Source organism: Amycolatopsis suaedae, from assembly GCF_004214935.1.
Lineage (GTDB): Bacteria > Actinomycetota > Actinomycetes > Mycobacteriales > Pseudonocardiaceae > Amycolatopsis > Amycolatopsis suaedae.
In genome coordinates, this window is sequence record NZ_SFCC01000019.1 from 92,049 (window position 1) to 116,923 (window position 24,875).

Here is a 24,875-nt window from a genome sequence, read left to right on the forward strand (position 1 = left end):
GTGGTGGTGGGAGCGGAGCCGGTTCGGGGTGTGGTGGGAACAGCGGGTCTAGATGCGCCAGCCGCGAGCTTGCTCGTACTGGCGGAACAGGCGGTCGTACAGGCCACCGGCCTGCCGCAGCTCGGCGGGCGTGCCGAGTTCGGCGACCCTGCCACCGTCGAGCGCGACGACCTGGTCGGCGGCCTCCAGCGTCGTCGGGCGGTGCGCGATCACCAGCACGGTCCGGCCCGGTTCGGCGGCCAGCTCGGAGATGGCCGCGCTCACGGCGGCCTCGTTCTCCGGATCCAGTGCCGACGCGGCCTCGTCGATGAGCACGATCGGCGCCCGCTTGAGGAACGCGCGGGCGATCGACACCCGCTGCCGCTCGCCGCCGGACAGCTGTGCGCCGCCCTCGCCGACCAGGGTGTCCCAGCCGTCGGGCAGCCGCTCGACGACCTCGTCGAGCCGCGCCGACCGCGCGGCGGCGGCGAGTTCGGCCTCCGTCGCGTCCGGCCGGGCCAGCCGCAGGTTCTCCTCGATGGTGGTGTCGAAGAGGTAGACGTCCTGGAACACGATCGCCAGCCGCTCCAGCAGGGTGGCGTGGTCGTACTCGCGGACGTCCCTGCCGCCGACCAGGACCTGGCCGGAACCGGCGTCGAAGAACCGGGCGATCAGCCGGGTCACCGTGGTCTTGCCCGAGCCGGACGGGCCGACCAGGGCGGTCGTGGTGCCTGGCAGGCAACGGAACGAGACACCGTCGACGGCCGGTTCACTGTCCACATAGGAATAACTGACGTCACGCAGCTCGACCTCGGAACCGGTGACCTCGCGGACCGGATCGGCTGCGGCGGGTAGCGGGGTGATGCGCAGGGTCCGGCCCGCGGTCTCCACCAGGTAGTCGAGCGCACCGAGTGCGCCGACCAGTCCGGTCAGCGTGCCGAGCGGTTCCAGGAACCGGGCGGCGAGCACCAGGACCGCCACCGCGTCGGCGACGCCGAGCGCTCCGTCCAGCAGCAGCCACGCACTCAGCGCGAGCGTCAGCGCGAAGCCCGCCGCGATGACCGCGTTCATCGACAGGTCGGCTGGCAGCAGGCGGTTGAGCCCGGATGCGTACCGGCGCCGGTGCTCGGCCAGCGCGTCCCGCATCGCAGCGGTCCCGGTGCTGCCGTGGCCTGCCGCCCGCAGGACGGGCTGGGCCTGGCCGTACTCGATCGCCCTGCCGGCGATCTCGTTGGCGGCCACCTCGATGTCCTCGACCACCGCGGTGTTGGTGCGGCGAGCGTGGTGCAGCATGACGAACAGCACCGGCAGCGTGACCAGCAGCACGAGCCCGAGGCGCCAGTCGACGGCGAACGTGACCGCCAGGACGGTCACCGGCACCAGGATGCTGGTGATCACCGGGCCGCCGACCACGACGCAGATCCGGGAGATCGTCGTGGTGACGCTGGTGACCGTCCGGACGAACCGTCCTTTGTGGTCGGAGTCGAACCAGCCCAGCGGCAGTGTGGTGAGGTGGCCCATCAGCCGGTGCCGCAGTTGTACGGCCAGTTCGTTGCTGGCGGCGAAGCCGATCGGGGTGACCACGATGCCGAGCAGCCAGTGGACCAGGACGCCGACCGCACCGGCGATCAGCCACGGCAACGCGGCGCCGAGGTCGGGTTCGGGCCGCAGCAGGGCCCGCAGGATCGGTACCAGCGAGCCGAGCAGCAGGCCCTGCAGGACGGCGAGCACCGCCCGCAGGACGGCGAAGCGGACGAGCAGGCCGGGGCGCGGCCACAGCCCGGTGAGCTGGCGGAGCATGGGTCAGTGCCTTTCGTGCTGGGCCCGCCAGAGGCGGGCGTACCGGCCATCGCGAGCCAGAAGCTGTTCGTGGGTACCGGTTTCGACGAGACGGCCGCCGTCGAGCACGAGGATCTGGTCGGCGCCGCTGACGGTGTGCAGCCGGTGCGCGATCACCAGCACGGTCTTTCCGGAGACCAGTTCGGACAGTGCTTCCTGGACGGCGGCCTCGCTGTCCGGGTCGAGCGACGCGGTCGCCTCGTCGAGTACGACGATCGGTGTGTCGGCGAGGATCGCGCGGGCGATGGTCAGCCGCTGCCGTTCCCCGCCGGACAGGCCGCCGCCGCCCGCTTCCAGCACGGTGGCGTAGCCGCCGGGCAGCCGCTCGATCACGTGGTGGATCTGCGCGGCCTTGGCCGCCTGCCGGACGTCCTCGTCGCTCGCTCCGGGCCGGGCGACCCGGATGTTGTCGGCGACGGTCGCGCGCAGCAGCACGACGTCCTGGAACACCAGCGACATCGACGACAGCAGCGTCGCCTGGGTCATGTCCCGGACGTCGACCCCGCCGATGCGGACCGCGCCCCCGGTGACGTCGTAGAACCGGGGGAGCAGGCTCGCCAGCGTCGTCTTGCCCGCGCCGGACGGGCCGACGACCGCGGTCAGCGTCCCCGGTTCGCAGACGGCGCTGACGTCGTCGAGTGCGTTGCCGGAACCGTTGTAGGAGAACGTGACCCGGTCGAACTCGACCCGGTTGCCGCGTGGTTCGCGGGGACGGCCGGGCGCGGGCAGCGGCGGCAGGCTGAGCAGCGAGTCGATGTGCCCGGCGGCCATCCTGGCGGTACGCAGCGCGATCGTGCCCTGGATCAGCGGGAGGAACGACGTCGGCAGGCCGACACCGACCACGAGGAACGGCAGCAGATCCGGCGCGGCGAGCCCGCCGGTGGCGACCAGCAGGGTGCCGGTGAGCACGACGACGGCGAGGACCGTGACCTCGGAGCCGAGCACCTGGTTGAGCGCGAGGCTGTGGCGGACCTCGTCGACCCAGGCGCGGAACGCGGCACTCTGCTCGGCGACGGCCTGCCCGAACCGGTCGAGGATCCGGCCGCCGTTGCCGAAGGTCTTGGCGACCGCGATGCCGTCGGTGTACTCGACGGTCGCGGCGCTCACCCGGCGCTCGGCCGCCAGCAGTTCCGCGACGCGGCCGGGCATCGTCCGCATCGACACGTGGTAGACCGCCAGTGCGAGCAGCGGCACGGCGACGGTGACCAGCGCCATCCGCCAGTCGACGGTCACCAGGTAGCCGAACGCGACGGCCAGCGCGGTGCAGGCGCCGACGATCTGGCCGAGCGAGTGGGCGAACAGGTCGTGCATGTCCTCCAGGTCGCCGGTCATCGCCTTCTTGATCTGACCGGAGCCGGCGGAACGGAACCAGCCCAGCGGCAGCACGCCGAGCCTGCCGACGATCCGCCTGCGCAGCTCGTGCAGCATCGTGGCGTCGGCGTGGTGCCCGATGTGCGAAGACAACCCGAGCAGGACCAGCCGCAGCAACGCGCCGGTGATGCCGATGGCGACCCAGGTCCAGACGGCGGAGGCGGGGTCCCGGCCGTCCGGGCCGAGTACGGCGCGGGCGATCTCGGCGGCGGCGATGTAGGGGGCGAACCCGGCGGCCTCGCCCGCCGCGGACAGCAGGGCGCAGGTGACGAGGTGACGACGGACCGGGCGCAGCATGCGGGCCGCGGCGCCGAGTCCGATCAGGTGCGGTGCCATGGATGCCCTTCGTGGCAAGGTTAGGCTTACCTGAGAATCTTGTTTCTTGAAGGTGACTTGATGTCAACTGGACGCATGGCGGTAACCATCGGCGAGGCGGCGGCACTGTTCGGCCTGGCGCCGTCGACACTGCGGTACTGGGAGCGGTGCGGGGTGCTGACCCCGCCGCCGCGGCGGGACGGCAGGCGGGTCTACGACGAGGCCGACCTGCGCCGGATCGGTGTGGCGTACCTGTGTTGCGTCACCGGCATGATGCCGCTGGACCGGGCCGCTGTGGTCACCTCGGGCGCGGCTGACCTGGAAGTATGGCAGGAGACGGTGCGTGAGCAGATCGTCGAGGCCGACCGGGCGATCCGGCAGCTGACGGCGGCGCGGCAGTACCTGGCGCACCTGCTGAGCTGCGAGAGCGACGACATGGCGTCGTGTCCCGTGCTGGACGGCGAGCTGATCGCGCGCACCCCGCGGGGCCGGGTGACGGCGCCGGACCTCGTCACGGCGGCGCGGGCAAGGGAGGGTGACGAAATGGCGGTCGATGGTGACGAAAGGTGCGCCTGGTGCGGTGCGCCGCTGCAACAGCCGGAGCGTGGCAGGCGGCGCCGGTTCTGCTCGCACGCCTGCCGGCAGCGCGGTTACCGGCGCCGGACGGTCATCGAAAGCACGTGAAGGCCACCTTCATTACATGAGACGTCAGGGACCCGGCAAAGTCCGGTGGCGGCCAGGCGAGGTGGCTGGTCTCGAGCGTGGAACTCGCGTGCCGGAACGTAGAACTCGCGTGCCGGAGCGTAGAACTCGCGTGCGTGAGTGCAGAACTCACCATGTGGACGCCGGTTCTCACGTGGTGCCGGTCGCCCGCGTGAACGGCCCACTCGCGCGAGTCCTCCGTTCCCGACCCGCGAGTTGTCCGTTCCCGCCCACCTGGTCCCACTGTCCGGCACGCCGGTTCCAGATCGCGAGACGTGGGCCTGAGGTCAAGCACGTGAAGGCCACCTTCATTACGTGTGACGTGGTGATGGTGGCCTTCACGTGCTTTGCCGGGCGGGCGCGGGGCTCAGGAGTGGGTGACCTTCACGCTGTAGATGACCGTCTGCCCGTAGTTGCCGCTCTCGCACGGGTCGGACTTGTCGCAGTTGGCCTGCGTGTAGGCGCCGGCCTTGAAGTAGCCACCGCTGAACTTCGCCGGGATGGTCGCCTTCAGCTCACCGTTGTAGTACGCCCGGATGTTGCCGCCGCTGACCACGAACTTGGCCTGGAACCGGGTCCCGAGCCGGTAGTCGTCGGTGATCAGCGTGTGCTTGTCGTTCTCCTTGGTGATGTACAGCTTCGTGCCCTCCAGCCGGAACACCGACCGGTCGTTCTCGCCGTCGTGGATCTGCCCGGCGACGACGTGCGGCTTCTTCTTCGGCAGGTGGGTGATCGCCTGGTCGATGACCATCGTGTGGGTACCCGACGTCGACGACCAGGCTGCCTCGTCACGGCCATCGTCGGTCATCTCCCGCAGCTCCGAGCGCGGGTAGCTGGAGTTCGACGTGGTGACCCCGTTGACCGCGGCCCGGAACTGGATGCCGTCGCAGGCCGCGGTCGGGGTGAACCACGGGCTCTTGCTGTAGGTCGCGAACTTCGGCTGCTTGACCTCCAGCGGCTGCTTGCCGGATTTGTCGGGGTCGTCGATCGGCAGCTGGACCTTCCAGTCCTTGCTCAGCCCGATCACGGCTGCCGGAGGGTCGCAGGCCGGCGCGGCCGTGGCACTCGCCGGCAGAACCGTGACGGCTGTACCCGCCAGCGCCGCCACAGCGAGGATTCGGAGGTGGGACACGGTGTCGCTCCTTCGTCGGTGACTGTCCTCGCGGGCAGTCAACCGGATCATGAGCGGCCGAGACGGGCCGTGGCAGGCTCCTGCCAGCTCAGTTGACGACGGGGGCGAAGTAGCCACCGTCGCCCTCGGCGAACGCGGTCAGCATCGCGGTCGCGTCCGCCCGGCCCTCCTCGTCGGGCTCCTCGGCGGTCAGTTCCTGCTCCAGTAGCCAGGCCTCCAGCAGCACGGAGTATCCGATCAGCACGTCCGGCCCGCCCGCCTCGTCCACAGTGGACTTGACGATCGGGTCGACGGCCGGCCGCATCGCCGCCCGGTCGCCAGGGCCGTAGGCGATCTTGACCAGTTCGTTCAGGTCGACGGCGACCGGTGCGATCACGGCGAACTCGAAGTCCAGCAGCGCCAGCACCTCGCCGTCGCGCCACAGGGTGTTCGGCGTGCAGAAGTCGCCATGGTTGAGCACCGGCTCGGCGTCCGGCAACGCCGCCCAGAACCGGTCCAGCACGCGCCCCAGGCCGTCCGCGTGCGCGGCGGTGAGCGCGCCGCCGCGGACCAGCCTGGCGAGCGTGGCCGTGGCCTCCGCCGGATCGTCGGGGAAGAACGGCGACCGCGACCGGGCGTGAGGTGCGGCCGCCGCGGTGCCGACCCGGTGGACGTGCCGCACCCGCTCCCACATCTGCTCGACGGCGGCGCGACGGGCCTCGTCGCCGAGCGTGGGCCAGACCTCCTCCAGGTTCTCGCCGCGCACGCGCCGGGTCAGCACCCACTCGTGGCCGTGCCGGACACCGGCGTCGACGACCTCCGGGTAGCCGACCTCCGGCGGCAGCAGGGCGACGATCCCGCGCTCCCGCAGCAGATCGGCCGGTCCCGGCTCCCGCGCCACCCGGACGACGAGGTCGCGCGCCAGCCAGGTCGCGTTGGTCCAGCCCCTGCCGCGCTCGGTCTCGCCGAGGTCGACGCCGTGTTCGGCGAGTACCTCCCGCGCGACCCGCTCAGCCACGCCGGAACGCCCAGGTGGTCGGCCCGCCGTCGGGCAGCTGGACCTCGGCCGTCACGGTGAACCCGAGCCGCTCGTAGAACCGGACGTTCGCCTGCTCGGAGGTTTCCAGGAAGGCGGGCACGCCCGCGGCCTCGGCCGCCGCGAGGCCGGGTTCGACGATCGCGCGGCCCAGCCCCTTGCCCTGGTGATCGGGGTGGACGCCGACGGTGGCGAGGAACCACACCGGCTCGGCCGGCCGGTGTGGGGCCATGGCCGCCTCGGCGGAAGCCGCGGCGGCCGCGCGGTCGCCTGCCAGTGCCGGGGTCAGCTCGGCCAGCTCGGCGAACGCCTCGCCGATCCCCGTCGAATCCGGGGTGGTCCAGACCGCGGCGGCGACGACGCCGTCGGGCCCGTCCGCCACCCACACCCTGCCGTGCGGCAGGCCGATGCGTTCGATGAACAGCCGCTGGAGATCGCGGACGCGGCGCTGGTGGTCGTCGGCCGCGATGGTGTGCCTGGTCCAGGCGTAGTCGGAGAATGCCGCCGCGAGAACGTCGGCGGCGCTGTCGATGTCGCCGGTCTCGGCCGGCCTGATCTTGTCGAGGGTCATCCCTGCCGACACTACCGAAAATACCGGCTACCTGATCTCCACATAGGACGGCGAACCGGTCGCCGTGCGGACCGGCTCGCCGCCGTCGAGCGGGACGGCGGTGATCTCACCGCCGAGCTGGGATGCGACGAGCAGCCGGTCGCCCGCGATCGTGAAGTGCCGGGGGAACGCGCCACACGGGTGATCGGCGACGGCCCGCGGTTCCGGGGCGGACACGTCGAACTCGGTCACGCAGTCCGGGCCGCGGTTGGACACGTACAGCCGGTCGCCGGTGATCTCCAGGTGGGCGACGTAGTTGGTCACCCCGGGATATTCGGCGGCGGTCGCCCGCACCACCGACAGCGGCGTGAACGTGCCCACCGGGTCCTCCCGCACGGCGATCAGCGTGCCTGCCAGCTCGCCCGCGACGTAGGCGAGGTCGTTGCCCTCCTTGCGGACCAGCTGACGCGGCCCGGTTCCCGGCGGCAGCGCGGACGTGGCGAGCCGGGTGAGCTGCCCTTCGGTGAGCGTGTAGGACACGATCTGGTCGGTGCCGAGGTCGACCGCGCTGACCACCGTGCCGTCCGCGGTCGCCAGCGGCACGGCCATGTGGACGTGTGCCGACGCCTGCCGTTCGGTCACCGGGCCGGAGCCGTCGTGGGTGACCAGGTCGGTGCGCTCGGCCACCGTGCCCTCGTGGTCGAGGGCGAACACGGCGAGACTGCCGCTGGTGTAGTTGCTGCACAGCAGGTACCGGCCGTCGGGTGTCACGGCCAGGTGGCAGGGGTCCGCGCCACCACTGGACACCGTGCCGGCGGCCCGCAGCGGGTCGGTCCGGACCGTCGTGATCGTGCCCTCCGCCGACTCGTTGGCCGCGTACAACACCGGCAGCGTGGGGTGCCAGGCCAGCCAGGACGGCGAGGTCATCGCCAGCTCGCCGACCGGGGTCAGGGTGCCGTCGGAGTGGGAGAACGTCCGGATGCCGGTTCCGCTGCCCGCGTCCGGGGTGTAGCAGCCGACGTAGACCAGGTCCATGCGCTCACCCTAGAACGCCGGACTGCGGAAGCGCGCCGGACCTTCTACGGTGCTCCGATGGGGATCACACGGACCATGGACGTCGACACCGTGCTGAAGCGGCAGGAGAGCGGCGACCTGAAGCGCCGGCTGCGTGGCCGTGACCTGGTCGGCTTCGGGGTCGGCATCATCATCGGCACCGGGATCTTCACCCTCGCCGGTGTCGAGGCCAAGACCCACGCGGGCCCGGCCGTGACGTTGTCGTTCGTCATCGGCGCCGTGGTCGCCGGCCTCGCCGCGCTCTGCTACGCGGAGCTGGCGTCCAGCGTGCCGACCGCGGGCAGCGCCTACACCTACGCCTTCGCCACCCTCGGCGAGGTGTTCGCCTGGATCATCGGCTGGGACCTGCTGCTGGAGTTCGCGCTCGGCGCCGCCGTGGTGTCCCGTGGCTGGTCCGGCTACCTGGCCAACCTGCTGGGCCTGCCGCAGGAGTGGTTCGGCGAGGACGCGACGGTCAACGTCGGCGCGGTGCTGATCATCGCGTTGCTGACGGTGGTCGCCGTGGTCGGGATCCGGCAGTCCTCCGTGGTCACCAACGTGCTCGTCGTCGTCAAGGTCGCGGTGTGCGTGCTGATCCTCGCCGTCGGCTTCTTCTTCGTGAAGGGCGCGAACCTGACGCCGTTCGTCCCGCCGTCGCGCCCGGCACCCGAGGACGCCGACGCCCTGCACCAGCCGGTCGTGCAGGCCGCGCTCGGACTGGAGCAGACGGCGTTCGGCATCGCGGGCGTGCTCACCGCCGCGGCCATCGTGTTCTTCGCCTACACCGGTTTCGAGGCGCTGGCCAACCTCGGCGAGGAGACCAGGAACCCGCGCAAGGACCTGCGGGTCGGCATCCTCGGCGCGCTGGGTGTCTGCGCGTTGCTCTACATCGGCGTGTCGCTGGTGCTGACCGGCATGGTGCCGTTCACCGACATCGACGCCGGTGCGCCGCTGGCGGCCGCGTTCGACTCGGTCGGCATGGGCTGGATCGGCGCGTTGATCTCGCTCGGCGCGGTGACCGGGCTGACGTCGGTGATGATGGTCGAGCTGGTCACGATCGGCCGGATCGGCTTCGCCATGGGCCGCGACGGCCTGCTGCCGAGGAAGCTCGGCACGGTGCACCCGAAGTGGGGAACGCCGCACCGGGTCACCATCATCGGCGCGGTGCTGATCGCGGCGCTGGCCGCGTTCGTGCCGATCACCGAGCTGTCGGACATGGTGAGCATCGGCGCGTTGTCGGCGATGATCATCGTGGCGATCGCGGTCCCGGTGCTGCGGCGCAAGCGGCCGGACCTGAAGCGGCCGTTCAGCGTGCCGTTCTCGCCCGTGCTGCCGATCGTCACGGCGCTGGCCTGCGTCTACCTGATGCTGAACCTGGACGTGCTCACCTGGATCCGGTTCGCCGCCTGGCTGGCGCTCGGCCTGCTGATCTACTTCGTCTACGGGCGCCGTCACTCGCGCCTGCGCGAGCGCTAGCCGGTGACCTCGGGCTCCAGCACCCGCACGACGGCCTGCTCGACGGCTTCCGACATGGTGGCCATGTACGTCGCGGAGACGTGGTTGTCGTCCAGGTAGACGAGCACGTTGCCGATCACCGGCGGGCAGACGTCCGCCTCGCAGAAGTAGTCGCTGAAGTCCGCGAATGCCACGCCCGGGGGCAGGTCGGCGACGGCCGTGTACGGCGGGTCCGGCGCGTACAGCTGTGCTCGCGGGGTGGCGCACTCCGGAGAGGCCGGGCCGCGCGACTCGACACAGGCCACCGGCGGCGAGCCGAAGCGCGGGTTGTCCCGTACCGCGAGCACGGGGATGCCGGCGGCGTCGACCTTGCGCCACTGGTTGACGTAGCCCGGCGGGGTGTACTCGGTCGCGTCGACCCGCACGTCCCTGGTGGCGATGGTGAACACCAGATCCGGCCGCAGCTCCACGATCTCGTCCGCGACGGCGGCGTTCCAGTCCATGCACGGCTGGTCGCCGGGCACGGTCTCGGAGTCGGTGGAGAACGGGCAGCCGCCCCGCACCATCGTGATGATCTGCCAGTTCCGCCGTTGCGCCGCCGGTTGCAGAGCGGCGACGAACTGCTGTGCGTGCGAGTCGCCTGCGACGACGATGCGCCGCTGGGGTGTGTCCAGCTCGCCGGTGGTGCAGACGGTCAGCTCCGGGTGCCGGGGCGCGATGCCGCACTGCTCCTCCGGGATCGTCGCGTAGTCCTGCGGCAGCGTGACCAGCGACGGTGCCAGGTCCGGATCGGCCGAGCCCCAGTAGGTGAACCCGGGTTCCTTCGCCCTGGCACCGGGGTGATCCGGGTTGTCGACGGTGGCGGCGTAAGTGCGGGCCTTACCGGTGGCGACGGCCTGCCAGCCACCGGTGACGGCCAGCACCGGCAGCAAGGTCGCCGCCGCGAGCGTCACCGCACCCCACTGCCGGGCCTGCGCGGGCCGTTCCACCAGGTGGTGGGTGGCGGCGGCGAGCAGCAGCGACAGGCCGATCACCGCGGCACCGCCCGCCAGGCCCGGCTCGTCCCGGCCGGTGGCCACCAGGAACAGCACCAGGACCGGCCAGTGCCACAGGTACAGCGCGTAGCTGAGGTCACCGAGGTGACGCACCGGCCGGGCCGACAGCCACCGGTCCGCTCCAGCGCGGCTGCCGGTGCTGCCCGCGGCGATGACGGCGGCGCCGGACAGCAGCGGCCACAACGCGGCGTACCCGGGGAACACGGTGCCGACCTGCAGCACCAGCCCGCAGGACACCAGCCCGGCCACTCCCAGCCAGCCCAGCGCGACCCGGACGGCCCTCGGCAGCGTGATCCGGTCGACGGCGAGCGCGAGCAGTCCGCCGAGGGCGAACTCCCACATCCGGGTCGCGGTGTCGAAGTAGGCGACGGGCTGGTCGGTGGCGGTGAGCGTCACCGAGTACAGCAGCGACGCGGCGAACACCGCCAGCAGCACGGCCGTCAGCGTCCGGCGGGACCGGGTCAGCAGGAGCAGGCCGCCGACCAGCAGCGGCCACAGCAGGTAGAACTGCCCCTGGATGGACAGCGACCAGTAGTGCTGGACCGGGCTCGCGGTGCCGTGCTGGGCGAAGTAGTCGGCCGAGTCCGCGACGAGCTGCCAGTTCTCCAGGTACAGCGCCGACGCGGCCACCTCGCGGATCGTGCTGAACCAGCGGTTCTCCGGCAGCAGCAGGAACGACGCGACCACGACGCCGAGCAGCACGGTCAGCGCGGCGGGGAACAGCCGCCGCACCATCCGGCCCCACATCGCGCCCCAGCGGATGCCCGCACCGGCGGCGGCCCGCACCAGCTGGCCGGTCAGCAGGAAGCCGGAGATCAGGAAGAACACGTCCACGCCGCCGGAAACCCGGTTCAGCCAGACGTGGTAGACGACGACGAGCAGTGCGGCGACGGCACGCAGCCCCTGCAGTTCGGGGCGGTACCGGCGCGTGGGGACGCGGAGTTCGTTCATCGGGTTTTCTCTTCGGGGGGACCTACAGTTCGACGAGACCGGCGCGGATGGCGTAGCGGGTCAGTGCGACCCGGTCGCGCATGCCGAGCTTGGCCAGGATGTTGGCCCGGTGCCGGTCGACGGTCTTGACGCTGATCACCAGGGTGTCGGCGATCTCCTTCGCCGAGTGGCCCTCGGCGATGAGCTTGACGATCTCCTCCTCACGCGCGGTGAGGATGCTGTCCGGCAGCGGCTGGCCCTGGCGGTTGCGCCGCAGGTAGTCGCGGACCAGCGCGGTCACCGCGCCCTGGTAGAGGAACGGCTCGCCACGCATGGCCGCCCGGCACGCCTCCATCAGATCCTGGTCGGCGACCGACTTGAGCACGTAGCCGGACGCACCGGCCTTGAGCGCCTCGAAGAAGTACTGCTCGTTGTCGTACATGGACAGCATCAGGATGCGGATGCCCGGCGCGTCCCTGGCGATCTCCCGCGCCGCCTGGATGCCGGTCATCCTCGGCATCGCGATGTCCAGGATGGCCAGATCGACCTTTCCGTCGACGGCCGCCGAGACGGCCTCCGCGCCGTCGGACGCCTCGGCGACGACCGTGAGGTCCGGTTCGGCGTCCAGGATGAGCCGCAGTCCGCGCCGGACCAGGGCATGGTCGTCGGCGAGCAGGATCCGGGTGCGGGTCACCGTGCCTGCCCGTCCCACGGCACGGACAGCCGCACCTCGGTTCCGGAGTCCACTGTGGACTTGATGGTGAGCAGCGCGCCGATCAGCAGGGCCCGCTCGCGCATGCCGCGGATGCCAGCGCCCTCGCGGGTGATGCCGCCGCGGCCGTCGTCGACGACCCGCAGCAGCAGCTCGCCCGGGCGGACCGACAGGGACAGCTCCGCCGACGTCGCACCCGCGTGCCGGGCCACGTTGGTCAGGCTCTCCTGCGCGATCCGGTACAGCACCAGCTCGACGTCGGCGCCCAGCTCCGGCAGGTCCGGGTCGACGCGGCGGGTCACGAACGGGTACTCGCTCGCCAGCGCGGCGAGCGCGCTCTGCAGGCCGAGGTCGGCGAGCACGCCCGGCCGCAGCCGCCTGGCCACCTGCCGGACCTCGTCGATGCTGTCGCGGACGGTCTCCTGCGCCGCCTGCAGCTCCGGTCGCAGGTCCTCCGGCGCGCGGTCGAGCGTGCGCTTCAAGCCGAGCAGGACGACGGTCAGGCTTTGCCCGATCTCGTCGTGCAGTTCCCTGGCGATGCGCTGACGTTCGGCTTCCTGCGCGGCCAGCGCGTGCGCGCTGCTCGCGCTGCGCTCGGCCTCCAGCCGGTCGAGCATGCCGTTGAACGTGTGCACCAGGTGGGTCAGGTCGCCGTTGCCCTGCTCGGTCAGCCGGTCGCCGCGGCGCAGCAGGTCGACGCGTTCCATCAGCGTCTCCAGCGCGTCCAGCGGTGCGAGGCTGCGCCGGACGAGGAACGCGTTGGCGGCGAGGATGAGCAGCAGCCCGGTCAGCAGCACCGGCAGTTCCGTGGGCAGGACCGGCGCGGACACCGTCGCCGGTGACAACGCGAGCACGACCGTCCCCGCGGTGAACAGGAACCCGTTGATCACACACAGCCGGCCGAACAGGGCCTGCGCTGGACGGCGCACGCGCGGCGCCCTCTCGGCGTAGGTCATCCCCTCAGCCTCGCTCCGCGGCCGCGTGTTGTCCATTGGAGTCAACACCCATCGCGGCAGGGATCACACCCCCACGGCCCATGGGGAATGGGTGCTGGCTCCGATGTCGTCAGGCCTGTGACCAGCGAAGACTTGACCCGGTGAACGGACGGAACGGACGAACGGGTCGATAACGGTGGAGACGCGTGCCGACCCGCTCGTCTACTGGACAGCCGGTGCCGCGACGGCACTGGTGGTCCTGGCGGTGTCCGTCGTGCGGATCGTCCCGGCGGGACAGTGCCTGGTGTTGCTCCGGTTCGGCGCGGTCTCCGGGGTTCGGGGACCCGGGTTGATCGTCGTGCTGCCCCTGCTGCGGCAGGGCCTGCGCGTACCGACCACGCCGCACACCCTCGACCTGCTGTGGCTCGAGGTGGTGACCCGGGACGGGGTGCCGGTCACGGTCAGCTGCACGGCGACCGCCGTCGTCCGGGATCCCGCCGCCTACGCGGGTCACGTGCTCGCCGGTGACGCGCCCGACACGGACCGGGTCGCCGCCGACGTGATCGTCACCTGCCTGGCGCGCCGTCGGCTCGCGGACATCGCGCGGGCCGACGGCGACGGACTCGCGCGGGCCGTGACGACGCGAACCCGGTCCAGGGGAATCGAGGTGACCGACGTCGAGGTCGCCCGCGCCGAGGTGCCCCTGGGACCCGAGTTGTTCCGGTGGGCGCACCCCGACAACGAGCGTCAAGGAGGCCAGTCGTGACCACGTCACCCGACATCGAGCCCGACCACAGAGAGGTGGCCATGAAAGCAGGGGAGATCGCCGTGCGCGTGCCGACGATCACCGTGGCCGATCCGGTCGCCAGGGCCGTCCGGCTGATGGCGGTGGGCAGGCTGCCCGGGCTGGTGGTCGTCGACGACCGCGGCAGGCCGAAGATCGTGTTGCCGGGCACCCAGGTGCTGCGGCTCGCGGTCCCCGGCGCCTACCAGGACGACCCGGCGCTGGCCAGGGTCGTCGACGAGGACCACGCCGACCGGTTCTGGGACGAGCTGGGCAACCTGACCGTCGGCGACTGCCTGCCCCGCCAGCCCCTGCGGCCGGTCACCGTGCCCGCATCGGCCACCCTGCTGGAGGTCGCGGCCCTGATGGCGAGGGCGCACAGCCCGCTGGTCGCCGTCGTCGACACCGACGGCGTGCTGACCGGCGCGATCACGCTGGAGCGGTTGCTGGTCAGCCTCGCCCTGTCCGGGCTGGGGGACTGACGTGGCGGTTGTCGCGCTGGGGATCTTCCTGGTCGCGTTCTTCTTCATCGCCACCGAGAAGATCAACAAGGTCGCGGTGGTACTCACCGCGGCCGGCGCGATGGCGGTGCTCGGGCTGATCCCTGGCTCGGAGGTGTTCTTCTCCGAGCACGAGGGCATCGACTGGAACGTCATCTTCCTGCTGCTCGGGATGATGGTCATCGTCGGCGTGATCAAGCAGACCGGCCTGTTCGACTACCTCGGGATCTGGGCGGCGAAACGGTCGAAGGGGCGCCCGTACCGGCTGATGGTGATGCTGATGGGCATCACCGCGGTGGCCTCGCCGTTCCTGGACAACGTCACCACGATCATGCTGGTGGCGCCGGTGACGGTGGTGGTGTGCAACCGTTTGCGCATCCCCGCCCAGCCGTACCTGATCGCCGAGGTGCTCGCGTCGAACATCGGCGGTGCCGCCACGCTCATCGGCGACCCGCCGAACATCATCATCGGCAGCCGGGCCGGCCTGTCGTTCAACGACTTCCTGGTGCACATGGCGCCGCCGGTGATCGTCATCTTCGCGGTGTTCGTGCTGCTGACCCGGGTGCTGTTCCGCAAGTCCTTCGTCTACAACCCGGACAACGTCGCCGCGGTGATGGCGCTGCAGGAACGCCGGGCCATCACCGACCCGGCGCTGCTGGTGCGCTGCCTGGTGGTGCTCACCGGTGTCGTCGTCGGGTTCGGCCTGCACGCCGTCGTCCACGTCGAGCCGTCCATCGTCGCGCTCGTCGGCGCCGGGGTGATGGTGCTGGTGTCGCGTGTGGACATCCGGGACGTGCTGAACGAGGTGGAGTGGCCGACGCTGGTGTTCTTCATGGGTCTGTTCGTCATGGTGGCGGGGCTCGTGCACACCGGAGTGATCTCGACGGTCGGCACGTGGGCCATCGGCGCGCTCGGCGACAACTACTTCGGGGCGGCGACGGCGCTGCTGTTCGGGTCGAGTGTGCTCGGCGCGTTCTTCGACAACATCCCGTATGTGGCGACGATGGCGCCGATCGTCGAGGGTGTCGTGGCGCAGATCCCGGACCCGTCGACCGGGCAGGCGCTGTGGTGGGCGTTCGCGCTCGGCGCCGACTTCGGCGGCAACGGCACCGCCGTCGCGGCCAGCGCGAATGTGGTCGCCATCGGCATCGCCGCGCGTACCGGGCACCGCATCTCGTTCTGGCAGTTCACCCGCTACGGCATCGTCGTCACCGTGCTGAGCACCGTGCTGGCCTGGGTCTACGTCTGGCTGCGTTACTTCCTCTGATGCCGGGCCCTCTCATGCCGTGAGGGCCCGGCGGGGTCCAGGTGCTGTGCGCCCCCAATGCCACATTGGGGGAGTTTGCTGGGTCTCTTTCGTGGTGGCGGCTGGGTCGGTTGTGCCGGATGTGACTGGTGGGGCTGCCGCGCCGGGGCGGGAGTTCGTGAAGGCCACCTTCACCACGTGAGACGACAGAAACTCGGCCTTCACGCCCCGAACAAGTACGACTCGCGCGTCAGAACCTACGACTCGCGCGTGAGAACGTACGACTCGCGCGTGAGAACGTACGACTCGCGCGAACGGCCCGTTCACGCGGGCGACCGGCACCAGGTGAGAACCGGCGTCCACATCGTGAGTTCTGCGCTCACGCACGCGAGTTCTGCATTCCGGCCCGCGAGTTCTGCGCTCGGGACCGCCCACCTCGCCCTGTCCGACGTCCGACTTTCGCCGGTGCCCTGGCGTCTGATGCCGTGAGGGGCCCCCTTCACGGCAAAGGTCGGGTGGTGTGCGTGAAGGTGGAGTTCGCGTGCGGGAGCGTGGGACTCGCGTGCGCGAAGGTGGGACTCGCGGGGCCGCGGGGTGGGAGGCGTGTCTCACGGTATGAACTCCACGCTCGTGCACGCGAGTTCTGCGTTCCGGTACGCGAGTTCCACGCTCGCGCACGGTCGCCCGCCCCGGACCCTGCCGGGCCCCTGACGTGAGACGTAATGAAGGTGGCCTTCACGTGCTCCGGGGCCAGCGCCGGTCAGCGTCAGAGGAAGACCGGCACGCTCTCCACACCGCCCGCGAGCCTGTCCGTGCGCACCGCGATGTCGTCGACGTCGACGGCCAGCCGCATGGTGGGGAACCGGCGGAACAGCGCCGGGAACACGGTCCGCAGCTCGATGCGGGCGAGGTTGGCGCCGATGCACACGTGGGCGCCGTGCCCGAACGCGACGTGGACGTTCGGCGAGCGGGTGGGATCGAACTCGTCCGGCGCGGGGAACACCGACTCGTCGCGGTTGGCCGCGTCGCTGGACACGAGCACGGCGTCGCCACGCGCGATGCGGACCCCGCCGATCTCGACGTCCTCGTGCGCGTACCGCAGCAGCCCGCCGGTGCCGCTGGTGGCCGACAGCCGCAGGATCTCCTCGACGGTCCGCTGCACCTGACCGTCCGGGTCGGCGACGAACCGGTCGCGCCTGCTCAGGTCGCTGAGCAGGAACAACACGCCGAGCGCGATCCGGGTCGACGTGGTCTCGTGGCCGGCGAACAGCAGACCCGCGGCCTGGCGGGCCAGGTCCTCGTCGGTGAACGTCGGGTCCTCGGCCTGCACGGCCACCATGTCGGAGATGACGTCGTCCTGCGGATCCTTTCGCTTGGCCGCCGCCAGCGACGCCGTGTAGGCCATGAACTCCCGCATCGCCGCCTGAGCGTCCTCCCTGCCGTCGAGCACCGCGATGCGTTCGGACAGCGTCCGGAAGTGGGCACGGTCGGCGAACGGGACGCCGAGCAACTCGCAGATCACCAGCACCGGCAGCGGGAACGCGAGCAGCTCGGTCAGGTCGACCGGACGGCCGGGGTTCGCGTCCTGCGCCGCGCGCATGTCGTCGAGGCAGCGGCTGGTGAGGTCGGCGATGTGGTCGCTGAGCGCACGCATCCGCGGAGCGGAGAACGCGGGCGCGAGCATGCGGCGCATCCGCTTGTGCTCGTGTTCCTCGGTGTCGTAGTTGCCGCTGGGGCCGTCCTGCAACGCGGCGTGCGAGATGCGGGACGCACGCTCCGGCTCCGGGTGGGAACGCCCGAACCGGTTGTCCCGGAAGACTTCCTTGACGTGCTCGTAGGACGTCACCAGCCACGCTGGGTCACCGGCCGGCGTGACGACCCTGGTCAGCGGGGACCGGCTGCGCAGCCTGGCGTACAGCGGCGCGATCTCCAGCGCGTTGCGCCGGTCGAAGGGCAGCCGCGGGTTCTCGGTGGTGGTCATCGGTCCTCCTCGCTACTGGTCGAGCGCAGGGTGTCCAGCCACGCCCGTTCCTCGGTGAGCCTGCGGCCGACCTCGGCCAGCACGGTGCGGGTCCACGGATCCGCCTGCGCCGCCGCGAGTTTGCTGAGCCGCTCGCGCTCGGCCGTGATGACGCGGTCACGCGTGTCGAGCACCGCGCGGCGTTCGTCCTCGTCGAGCCTGCTGAAGTTGCCCACCCTGGCCAGGAACTCCGTGTCGTTGAGCGCAAGTTCCTCGGGGAAGTCGGTGAGCTGGTCGTGCAGCAGTTCCCTGCCGACGTCGGTGATCGAGTACACGTGCCGGGGCGGCTTGCTCTGCTGGTCCTCCGCGTCGCGGAGCACCGCGCCGGCGTCGACGAACCGCCGCAGCGTCGGGTACAGCGAGTTGTTCGACAGCATGCGGCCCGTCGACGCCTCCACCGCCTTGCGCAGCTCGTAGCCGTGCAACGGGCCCTCGGCGAGCCGGGACAGCAGGAGGATCTCGATCCACACATGTGTCACGGTAACCTAGGTTAGCGTGACATGCCAACAACACTGAGTGACGTCAGAGGAAGCTGACGTTCTGGGCCAGCGTGAGCGTGCTGGAGTAGTTGACCGTGTTGGTCGCGCGGCGCATGTAGGCGCGCCAGGCGTCCGAGCCGGACTCGCGGCCGCCGCCGGTCTCCTTCTCCCCGCCGAACGCGCCACCGATCTCCGCGCCGGACGTGCCGATGTTGACGTTGGCGATGCCGCAGTCGGAACCGTCGGCGGCCAGGAACCGCTCGGCCTCCTGCTGGTCGCGGGTGAACACCGCCGACGACAACCCCTGCGGGACGTCGTTGTGCAGCGCGATGGCCTCGTCGAACGTGTCGTAGGTCAGCACGTACAGGATCGGCGCGAACGTCTCCTCCCGCACGATCGCGGTCTGGCCGGGCATGCGCACGATGGCCGGTTCGGCGTAGGCGCCCGCGCCGGTGTCCAGCAGGCCGCCGCCGGCGAGGACCTCGCCGCCCTCGGCCTGGGCCTGGGCGATGGCCTCGCGCATGCGCTTGGCCGCGTTCGCCGAGATGAGCGGGCCGACCAGCGTGGTGTCGTCGAAGGGGTCGCCGATCGGCAGCCTGCGGTACGCGGTGACCAGCGAGTCGAGCAGCTTCCCGGCGACGTCGCGGTGGACGATGAGCCGCCGCAGCGTGGTGCAGCGCTGCCCGGCGGTCCCCGCGGCGGCGAACACGATGCCCTGCAGTGCCAGGTCGAGGTCGGCCGACGGGGCGACGATGGCGGCGTTGTTGCCGCCCAGCTCCAGCAGGCAGCGCCCGAACCGCCCGGCCACGCGCGGCCCGACCTCGCGGCCCATCCGGGTGGAACCCGTCGCGCTGATCAACGCCACCCGCGGATCGTCGACGAGTTGCTCGCCGACGGCCCGGTCGGCGAGCAGCAGACGGTGCACGTCGTTCGGCGCACCGGTCGCGGCGATCGCGCGGTCCAGTAGGTGGCTCGCGGCCAGCGAGATGAGCGGCGTCAGCTCGGACGGCTTCCACACCACGGTGTCCCCGCATACCAGCGCGATCGCGGTGTTCCACGACCAGACGGCCGCGGGGAAGTTGAACGCGGAGATGACGCCGACGACCCCGAGCGGATGCCAGGTCTCGGCGAGCCGGTGGCCGGGGCGTTCGGACGCGATGGTGCGGCCGTAGAGCTGCCGGGACTGACCGACGGCGAAGTCACAGATGTCGATCATCTCCTGGACCTCGCCGAGCGCCTCGGAGCGGATCTTCCCCGCCTCGATGGTGACCAGGTCCGCGAGGTCGGACTTGTGCTCCCGCAACAGTTCGCCGAACACCCGGACCAGCTCGCCACGGACCGGCGCCGGTGTGGTCCGCCAGGTGCCGAACGCCTCCGCCGCGGCCGCGATCGCCGCTTCCGCGTCGGCGGACGTGCTGGCACGCAACGGGAAGAGGTCCTCACCGGTGATCGGGGTACGTGCCCGGACGCCGTCACCGTCCGGCAGCGTCACCCCGACGCGGTCGAGCGCGGTGCGGGCGCGGTCACGCAGTTCCTGGGTGGTCGGCAGGGTGACGGTCATGGTGTCCTCTCGGCTTGTGGTTTCTCAGACGATGTGGGCTTCCGGGCGCCCCGCCGAGGTGGCGAACCGCTCGGCGGACAGCGGGCCGACGTCGACCACCGGTGGCCTGCCCAGGTACAGGTCGCGCACGACCTCGCCGACCGCGGGAGCCTGCAGGAACCCGTGGCCGGAGAACCCGGTGGCGTACAGGAAGTCCCCGGTACGGCCGATGAGCGCGTTGTGGTCGGGAGTCACCTCGTAGAGGCCGGCCCAGCCGTCGCGCAGCCCGACGTCGAGCAGGCCCGGAGCCCTGGTCCCGATGGCCGCGCCCAGCCGGGGCAGCCAGTCGTCGGTGTAGCGCAGGTCGAACCCGGGCTCCTGATCGGGATCGGACATGCCCAGCAGCAGGCCGCGACCTTCCCGGTGGAAGTAGAACGACGTCCCGAAGTCGATGGTGAACGGCACGGCCGGTGGCAGCTCCGGCATGGGTTCGGTGAAGATGATCTGCCGTTTCACCGGCGTCACCGGCAGGTCGACGCCGGCCAGCTCACCGACGGCACGCGACCATGCCCCGGCGGCACACACCACGGCACCCGCCCGGATCGTGCCACGGTCGGTGATGACGCTGCCCGCGTCGAAACCGGTGACCTCGACCCCGCTGAACAGCCGCGCACCGTGCCGTCGCGCCCCGGTGGCGTAGCCGAGGACGACGGACTCCGGCGAGCAGTGTCCGTCGCCGGGGGAGAAGGCCGCCGCGAGCACCCCCTCGGTGTCCACGAGCGGCGAGAGCCGCTTCGCCTCGGCGGCGTCGATCATGCGGCTGGTGACGCCGAGTTCGTTCTGCAGCGCGACGTCGGCCTCGAACGCGGCGACGTCCTCCGGCGTGGTGAGCAGGAACAGGTAGCCGACCCGGTGCAGGTCGATCTCCTGCCCGGGATGCTCGGGGAAGCGGGCGAACGCGGCGAGGCTGCGGGCGCCGAGTTCGATGTTGATCCGGTCGGAGAACTGGGCGCGTACCCCGCCCGCGGCCTTGCAGGTCGACCCGGCGCCGAACTCGCCCCTGTCCAGCAGGACCACGTCGCGGATACCGGCCTCGGCCAGGTGGAACGCGATGCTGGTGCCGATCGCGCCGCCGCCGATGACGACGACCTCGGCTCCGGCGGGCAGCGTGTTGGTCATGGGCACATGGTCCCGGTCGGGACCGTTGACGTCCATTCCCGATCGGTGGGCTCGACCGTGCGGAATCCTCGACGATGCCGAGGGGGTCCGACGACGGTCAGTCCCTTCCCGGCTCGATTCCGGCGTCGATTCCCGCGTTCTCGTATTCCTTGACCAGCTCCATGTAGTTGCCGCAGACGCTTGCTCTGTCGCACAGGAAATGACTGTCGACGATCACGACGCCGACTTCACTGGGGGATTTCGGGATGGGCGAGCCTTGGCTGGTCTCCTGTATGAGCTTGCTCAGCTTGCGTTCGGTGTCCTGGGCGATCCCGTTTTGGTTGTTCACGTCGATCATGTCGAATAGTTCGTTGCCGGCCCGGTCGAAAGCGTCGATCAGTGGGTTCACAATTTCGAACCAGTGGGCGCGATTGGCGCTCCCCAGGCCCGGTGGTGCGCGTAGCCAGTCAGCTCGTTCCACTTCGACCGAACCCTGGAATTCCTCGATTATTTCACCGGCAATCAGTGAAGTGATTGTACCGACGATTGTGGCGCCGACGGCCCCTGTGGTCGCGGTGAGCGGCAGGGCGAGCAGGCTGCCGAGCACCGCGTTGGCGATATCCCATCCGGAGATGTCGATGGCCAGCCCGCCTTCGTCGATCGCGGCGAATATCTCGGTCGTGCGCTGCATCAACGACTTGACTTTGTTCCTGCTGCCCTCGAAGCACCCTCGGTAACGGCCCAGTGCCTCGGCGAGCAGGATGGCTTGGTTCTCGAGTCGCTCCGCGTGTATGACGATGCTTCGCTGGTAATACAGGCAGGTGGCGTGACGTGGATCTTCCCCGCCCAGCCCCGGTATGACCTCCATGGCCGCACGAAACTTGCAGAAACTCATGTCATGGTCGTACAGAAGCGATTTACCGCTTGATATTCGCAGGTGTGACTTGCACAGTTCGCCGTCGGTCAATGCGCGAAATGCGTCGCCCATCGTGCTGTGTTCATGCCACAACATGCCGCAAAACGCGTGTATGGCGTGAAACAGCGATGGAACCTTCAGGTCCTGGAGGACAGAGCGTAGTTCCCATCTCGCCGCTTCGCCATGGGTTTGAGAGATGTTGTGGAAGTGATCCAGTTCTGCCTCGTTGCGTTTTCTGGTTGAATCGTAGTAGAAGCCACAACCTTCCTGGCCGCCGCATACGTAACGACGAGGTCCGTCATGGTCGCTCGGGTTGAGAAGATAGTTGATCCAGCACGCGAAGTCGTGGACAGTGTTCCGGACATCCTTGTCAATGTATTCACTGTCCCACCCCGGGACCGGTTTGTCGGTGTACGGGGCCGGCGCGCGGGTCATCGGTCACCGTCCGCCAAGGACTTTGCGATGGTCGCAAGTTTGCTCGCACCTTTCCTCGTCCGCGGCTCGCAAGTTGTTCGCGAACTGGGCGAGTCCGTTGAGGTAGCGATCGAACGAGTCAACGAGTTCTTTCTGCTCGGCCATTTGTTCCGCGATTTTGCCGGCCAGCCACGCCAGGAACTGTCGACTGGCGTCAGGGAGCCGACCGGTTCCACCGTTGCCGCCGAACCACTGGTCATCGGGGCTGCTGACGAGTTTGTGTGCGGCCCCGTAGCTGCCAAGCTGGTCGCTGAATCCATCAAGCGTGCTGGACTTGTGGTCCTGAATCCCCTTGAGCAGTTCTTCTGGGTTGACGTGAATATTGACCCGGTTCGACATGTGGCCCCCCGCTTCGTGTATTGGCGCCGCACGAGGCTAGGCGCTACACATTGAGGGAATCTTGAAGTTGATCAAGCCTCGGAGAGCCGCAGGTGCCGCAGTGCGCGCTCGGCGGCCTTCGCGCCGCACATGCCGTGTGCGCCCGGCCCCGGCGGGGTCGCCGCCGAGCACAGGAAGTGGCCAGGCAGCCCGGTGTCGTAGGGCTGCGTCGTGGCCCGCGGGCCGAGCACGAGCTGGCGGACGTCCTTGGCCCCGGTGAGGATGTTGCCGCCGACGTAGTTGGCGTTGTACCCGGCGAATCCCTGCGTGGTGCGGGTCGAGGTGCCGACGATCCGGTCCCGGAACCCGGGCGCGAAGCGTTCCAGCTGGGCGATGATCGCCTCGGTGGCGTCGCCGGTGTAGCCGTGCGGGACGTGCGCGTACGTCCACACCGGGTGGACCTCGCCAGCCGACCGGCCCGGGTCGGCCAGGTACTGCTGCCCGGCCAGCACGAAGGGCCGTTCGGGCATCCGGCCGCGGTGGATCTCCCGTTCGGTGAAGGCGATCTCGGCGAGCGAACCGCCGACGTGCACGGTCCCCGCCCGCCTGGCCGCCTCCGCCGTCCACGGCACGCCGCCCTCGACGGCGAAGTCGACCTTGAACGCACCGGGGCCGTAGCGGAAGCGCCGGTAGGCCCGGGCGACCCGGGCGGGCAGGCGGTCGCCGAGGATGTCCGCGACGGCGGTCGGCGTGAGGTCGTACAGCGTCACGTCGGCGGCCGGGAGGTCGCTCGCCGACCGCACCCGCACGCCGGTCTCCACCGTGCCGCCCAGCTCGGTCAGCAATGCCGCCATGGCGTCGGCGATGCGTTGTGATCCGCCCTCGGCGACCGCCCAGCCGTACCGGTGCCCCGCGGTGAGGATGCCGAGCCCGATGCTGGAGCTGAACGGTTTCTCCAGCGGATGGAAGGCATGCGCGGCCACGCCGCCGAACAGTGCCCGTGCCTGCTCGGTGGCGAACAGCCTGGCGACGAGCGTCGCCGGGGCGAGGGCGGGCAGTCCGAACCGCGCCAGCCGCAGAGGGTGGCGCGGAAACCGCAGCAGCGGGCCGAGGATGTCCTCGGCGAGCAGGTCGTAACCGGCGGCCGGGTGGCCGAACAGCCGTTCCCAGCGCCGCCCGTCCACACCCAGCCCGGCGGCGGTTTCGGCGACGGACCGGTGCAGCACGCCCGCGCTGCCGTCGTCGAGCGGGTGGGCGCAGTCGATCTCCGGCAGCCGCCACCGCAGGCCGTACCGGTCGAGCCCGAGCCCGGCGAGGAACGGCGAGCCGACGGCCATCGGGTGCACGGCCGAGCAGTGGTCGTGCAGCAGCCCCGGGACGATGGCCTCGCCGGAGCGGGTGCCGCCGCCGATCCGGCCGGCGGCTTCGAGGACGGTCACGCCGACACCGGCCTGCGCCAGCCTGATCGCCGCTGCGAGCCCGTTCGGCCCGCTGCCGACCACGATCGCGGAGTTCATCGGCCGAACGGTAGCCGCTCGTCCCGGGGCGTGCCCCGTCAGGTGATCTCGCCGGCCCTGTCGTTGCGGGCGACCGACGACCAGGCGTCGTCGCCGCAGAGCTCGCAGGACGGCCCGAAGAAGACCGGCTTCGCCCGCTGGTCGCCGGTCAGCCAGTACCGCAGCCACGCGGTGACCGCACCGAGCAGCCGCACCCGCGTGTCCCCGGCCAGGAAATGACCCGCACCGCGTACCTCGCCGAACACGGCGGGGACCTGATCGGCCTGCCCGTAGCGGGCACGCACGTAGAACGAGGGCACGATGAGGTCGACCTGACCCGCGGCGAAGAACGCGGGACCGTGCAGCGCGCCCACCTGTCCCTGCGGACCTGGCTGGATGGGCACCGTGGTGTCGACGATCGGATCGGCCCCCGCCGCGATGGCGCCGCCACCGCCCTGCGAGTGGCCTGCCGCCCCGATCTTCGTCTCGTCGATCCTGCCGTGGAAGACGCTGCCCGGCCGCTTGTCCTCGTCGATCAGGAACCGGGCACCGGCCAGCATCTCGCGGCCGCTACCCGATTGGGTGGTGTTGGCGGCCGCCACGACGAACCCCCAGGACGCGATGTGCCGCAGCACGGCGTCGTACGGCTCGGGCGTGGCGCCGGTTCCGTTGCCCCAGATCAGCACCGGCATCGGGCCGGGCGCGTCGGTGGGGTAGTAGAGCGTGTGGTCGGGCCCGCCCCGCTCGACGGTGACCGCGTGCGGCCCGGCCTGTTCGTAGTGGCGGGCCGGTGCGGCCGACGCCGGTGCCGGCGCCAGCAGGCCGACGACGAGCGTGGCGGCGACGACCGCTCGGGTGAGTGTCATGAGGTGCCTTTCCATGGGAAGCCTGGTGGGCCGCT

22 protein-coding genes are annotated in these 24,875 nt (G+C 70.6%); 5 read left to right on the forward strand and 17 right to left on the reverse strand.

Annotated elements, in window-relative coordinates; translation table 11 throughout:
- Window positions 1–48: 48 nt before the first annotated feature.
- Window positions 49–1,779: an ABC transporter ATP-binding protein gene (locus EWH70_RS30910; RefSeq protein WP_130479099.1), complete on the reverse strand. Its 1,731-nt coding sequence runs from the start codon at window positions 1,777–1,779 to the stop codon at window positions 49–51.
- Between the two features lie 3 nt (window positions 1,780–1,782).
- Window positions 1,783–3,525, reverse strand: a complete 1,743-nt coding sequence (locus tag EWH70_RS30915) for an ABC transporter ATP-binding protein (RefSeq protein WP_130479100.1) — start codon at window positions 3,523–3,525, stop codon at window positions 1,783–1,785.
- A gap of 60 nt (window positions 3,526–3,585) precedes the next feature.
- On the opposite strand from EWH70_RS30915, the gene EWH70_RS30920 reads away from it, so the two are divergent.
- Window positions 3,586–4,188, forward strand: coding sequence for a helix-turn-helix domain-containing protein (locus tag EWH70_RS30920; protein ID WP_130479101.1), 603 nt, complete (start codon window positions 3,586–3,588; stop codon window positions 4,186–4,188).
- A 385-nt stretch (window positions 4,189–4,573) separates the two neighbouring features.
- Here the strand turns inward: EWH70_RS30920 and EWH70_RS30925 are convergent, their stop codons facing one another.
- From EWH70_RS30925 to EWH70_RS30940, 4 genes are all read right to left on the reverse strand, one after another.
- Window positions 4,574–5,338, reverse strand: coding sequence for a polysaccharide lyase family 7 protein (locus tag EWH70_RS30925; RefSeq protein ID WP_240687321.1), 765 nt, complete (start codon window positions 5,336–5,338; stop codon window positions 4,574–4,576).
- A gap of 88 nt (window positions 5,339–5,426) precedes the next feature.
- Window positions 5,427–6,335 carry a phosphotransferase family protein gene (locus EWH70_RS30930; protein WP_130479103.1) on the reverse strand — a complete coding sequence of 303 codons (909 nt, stop codon included), beginning with the start codon at window positions 6,333–6,335 and terminating at the stop codon, window positions 5,427–5,429.
- Window positions 6,328–6,924: a GNAT family N-acetyltransferase gene (locus tag EWH70_RS30935; protein ID WP_130479104.1), complete on the reverse strand. Its 597-nt coding sequence runs from the start codon at window positions 6,922–6,924 to the stop codon at window positions 6,328–6,330. Before EWH70_RS30935 ends, EWH70_RS30930 begins: the two co-directional genes overlap by 8 nt.
- A gap of 27 nt (window positions 6,925–6,951) precedes the next feature.
- Window positions 6,952–7,938, reverse strand: a complete 987-nt coding sequence (locus EWH70_RS30940) for a lactonase family protein (RefSeq protein ID WP_130479105.1) — start codon at window positions 7,936–7,938, stop codon at window positions 6,952–6,954.
- Between the two features lie 57 nt (window positions 7,939–7,995).
- Here EWH70_RS30940 and EWH70_RS30945 point away from each other — a divergent pair, with 57 nt between their 5' ends.
- Window positions 7,996–9,432: an amino acid permease gene (locus EWH70_RS30945; RefSeq protein ID WP_130479106.1), complete on the forward strand. Its 1,437-nt coding sequence runs from the start codon at window positions 7,996–7,998 to the stop codon at window positions 9,430–9,432.
- Here the strand turns inward: EWH70_RS30945 and EWH70_RS30950 are convergent.
- Genes EWH70_RS30950 through EWH70_RS30960 form a run of 3 tightly spaced genes read right to left on the reverse strand, consistent with a single transcriptional unit; the run spans window position 9,429 to window position 13,064 of the window.
- Window positions 9,429–11,417 carry an acyltransferase family protein gene (locus EWH70_RS30950; RefSeq protein WP_130479107.1) on the reverse strand — a complete coding sequence of 663 codons (1,989 nt, stop codon included), beginning with the start codon at window positions 11,415–11,417 and terminating at the stop codon, window positions 9,429–9,431. The two genes, EWH70_RS30945 and EWH70_RS30950, sit on opposite strands and share 4 nt — an antisense overlap.
- Before the next feature lie 22 nt (window positions 11,418–11,439).
- The gene (locus EWH70_RS30955; protein WP_130479108.1) at window positions 11,440–12,090 is read right to left on the reverse strand and encodes a response regulator; all 651 of its coding nucleotides are present in this window, start codon (window positions 12,088–12,090) and stop codon (window positions 11,440–11,442) included.
- Entirely contained in the window at window positions 12,087–13,064 is a 978-nt protein-coding gene (locus EWH70_RS30960) for a HAMP domain-containing sensor histidine kinase (RefSeq protein ID WP_130479109.1), read from the reverse strand. The genes EWH70_RS30955 and EWH70_RS30960 overlap by 4 nt, the downstream gene beginning before the upstream one ends.
- 175 nt (window positions 13,065–13,239) lie before the next feature.
- On the opposite strand from EWH70_RS30960, the gene EWH70_RS30965 reads away from it, so the two are divergent.
- Genes EWH70_RS30965 through EWH70_RS30975 form a run of 3 tightly spaced genes read left to right on the forward strand, consistent with a single transcriptional unit; the run spans window position 13,240 to window position 15,594 of the window.
- A complete protein-coding gene (locus EWH70_RS30965; protein ID WP_165436487.1) occupies window positions 13,240–13,809 on the forward strand; it encodes an SPFH domain-containing protein in 570 nt (189 codons plus the stop codon).
- Entirely contained in the window at window positions 13,806–14,309 is a 504-nt protein-coding gene (locus EWH70_RS30970; protein WP_205669333.1) for a CBS domain-containing protein, read from the forward strand. Before EWH70_RS30965 ends, EWH70_RS30970 begins: the two co-directional genes overlap by 4 nt.
- Before the next feature lies 1 nt (window position 14,310).
- Window positions 14,311–15,594 carry an ArsB/NhaD family transporter gene (locus tag EWH70_RS30975; protein ID WP_130479111.1) on the forward strand — a complete coding sequence of 428 codons (1,284 nt, stop codon included), beginning with the start codon at window positions 14,311–14,313 and terminating at the stop codon, window positions 15,592–15,594.
- A 745-nt stretch (window positions 15,595–16,339) separates the two neighbouring features.
- On the opposite strand, the gene EWH70_RS30980 is transcribed toward EWH70_RS30975, so the two are convergent.
- The 8 genes from EWH70_RS30980 to EWH70_RS31015 form a co-directional block, all read right to left on the reverse strand.
- Complete coding sequence (locus tag EWH70_RS30980; RefSeq protein WP_130479112.1) at window positions 16,340–17,554, reverse strand: cytochrome P450; 1,215 nt, start codon at window positions 17,552–17,554, stop codon at window positions 16,340–16,342.
- Window positions 17,551–18,072, reverse strand: coding sequence for a PadR family transcriptional regulator (locus tag EWH70_RS30985; RefSeq protein ID WP_240687322.1), 522 nt, complete (start codon window positions 18,070–18,072; stop codon window positions 17,551–17,553). The genes EWH70_RS30980 and EWH70_RS30985 overlap by 4 nt, the downstream gene beginning before the upstream one ends.
- A gap of 43 nt (window positions 18,073–18,115) precedes the next feature.
- Complete coding sequence (amaB, locus tag EWH70_RS30990) at window positions 18,116–19,633, reverse strand: L-piperidine-6-carboxylate dehydrogenase (RefSeq protein WP_130479113.1); 1,518 nt, start codon at window positions 19,631–19,633, stop codon at window positions 18,116–18,118.
- Between the two features lie 24 nt (window positions 19,634–19,657).
- Window positions 19,658–20,791 carry an NAD(P)/FAD-dependent oxidoreductase gene (locus tag EWH70_RS30995; protein WP_130479114.1) on the reverse strand — a complete coding sequence of 378 codons (1,134 nt, stop codon included), beginning with the start codon at window positions 20,789–20,791 and terminating at the stop codon, window positions 19,658–19,660.
- 97 nt (window positions 20,792–20,888) lie between these two features.
- Window positions 20,889–22,121: a hypothetical protein gene (locus EWH70_RS31000; RefSeq protein WP_130479115.1), complete on the reverse strand. Its 1,233-nt coding sequence runs from the start codon at window positions 22,119–22,121 to the stop codon at window positions 20,889–20,891.
- Window positions 22,122–22,124: 3 nt separating this feature from the next.
- The gene (locus EWH70_RS31005) at window positions 22,125–22,499 is read right to left on the reverse strand and encodes a hypothetical protein (protein ID WP_130479116.1); all 375 of its coding nucleotides are present in this window, start codon (window positions 22,497–22,499) and stop codon (window positions 22,125–22,127) included.
- A 71-nt stretch (window positions 22,500–22,570) separates the two neighbouring features.
- The gene (locus EWH70_RS31010) at window positions 22,571–23,995 is read right to left on the reverse strand and encodes a phytoene desaturase family protein (protein WP_130479117.1); all 1,425 of its coding nucleotides are present in this window, start codon (window positions 23,993–23,995) and stop codon (window positions 22,571–22,573) included.
- Window positions 23,996–24,033: 38 nt separating this feature from the next.
- The gene (locus tag EWH70_RS31015; RefSeq protein ID WP_130479118.1) at window positions 24,034–24,840 is read right to left on the reverse strand and encodes a poly(ethylene terephthalate) hydrolase family protein; all 807 of its coding nucleotides are present in this window, start codon (window positions 24,838–24,840) and stop codon (window positions 24,034–24,036) included.
- Window positions 24,841–24,875 lie beyond the last annotated feature (35 nt).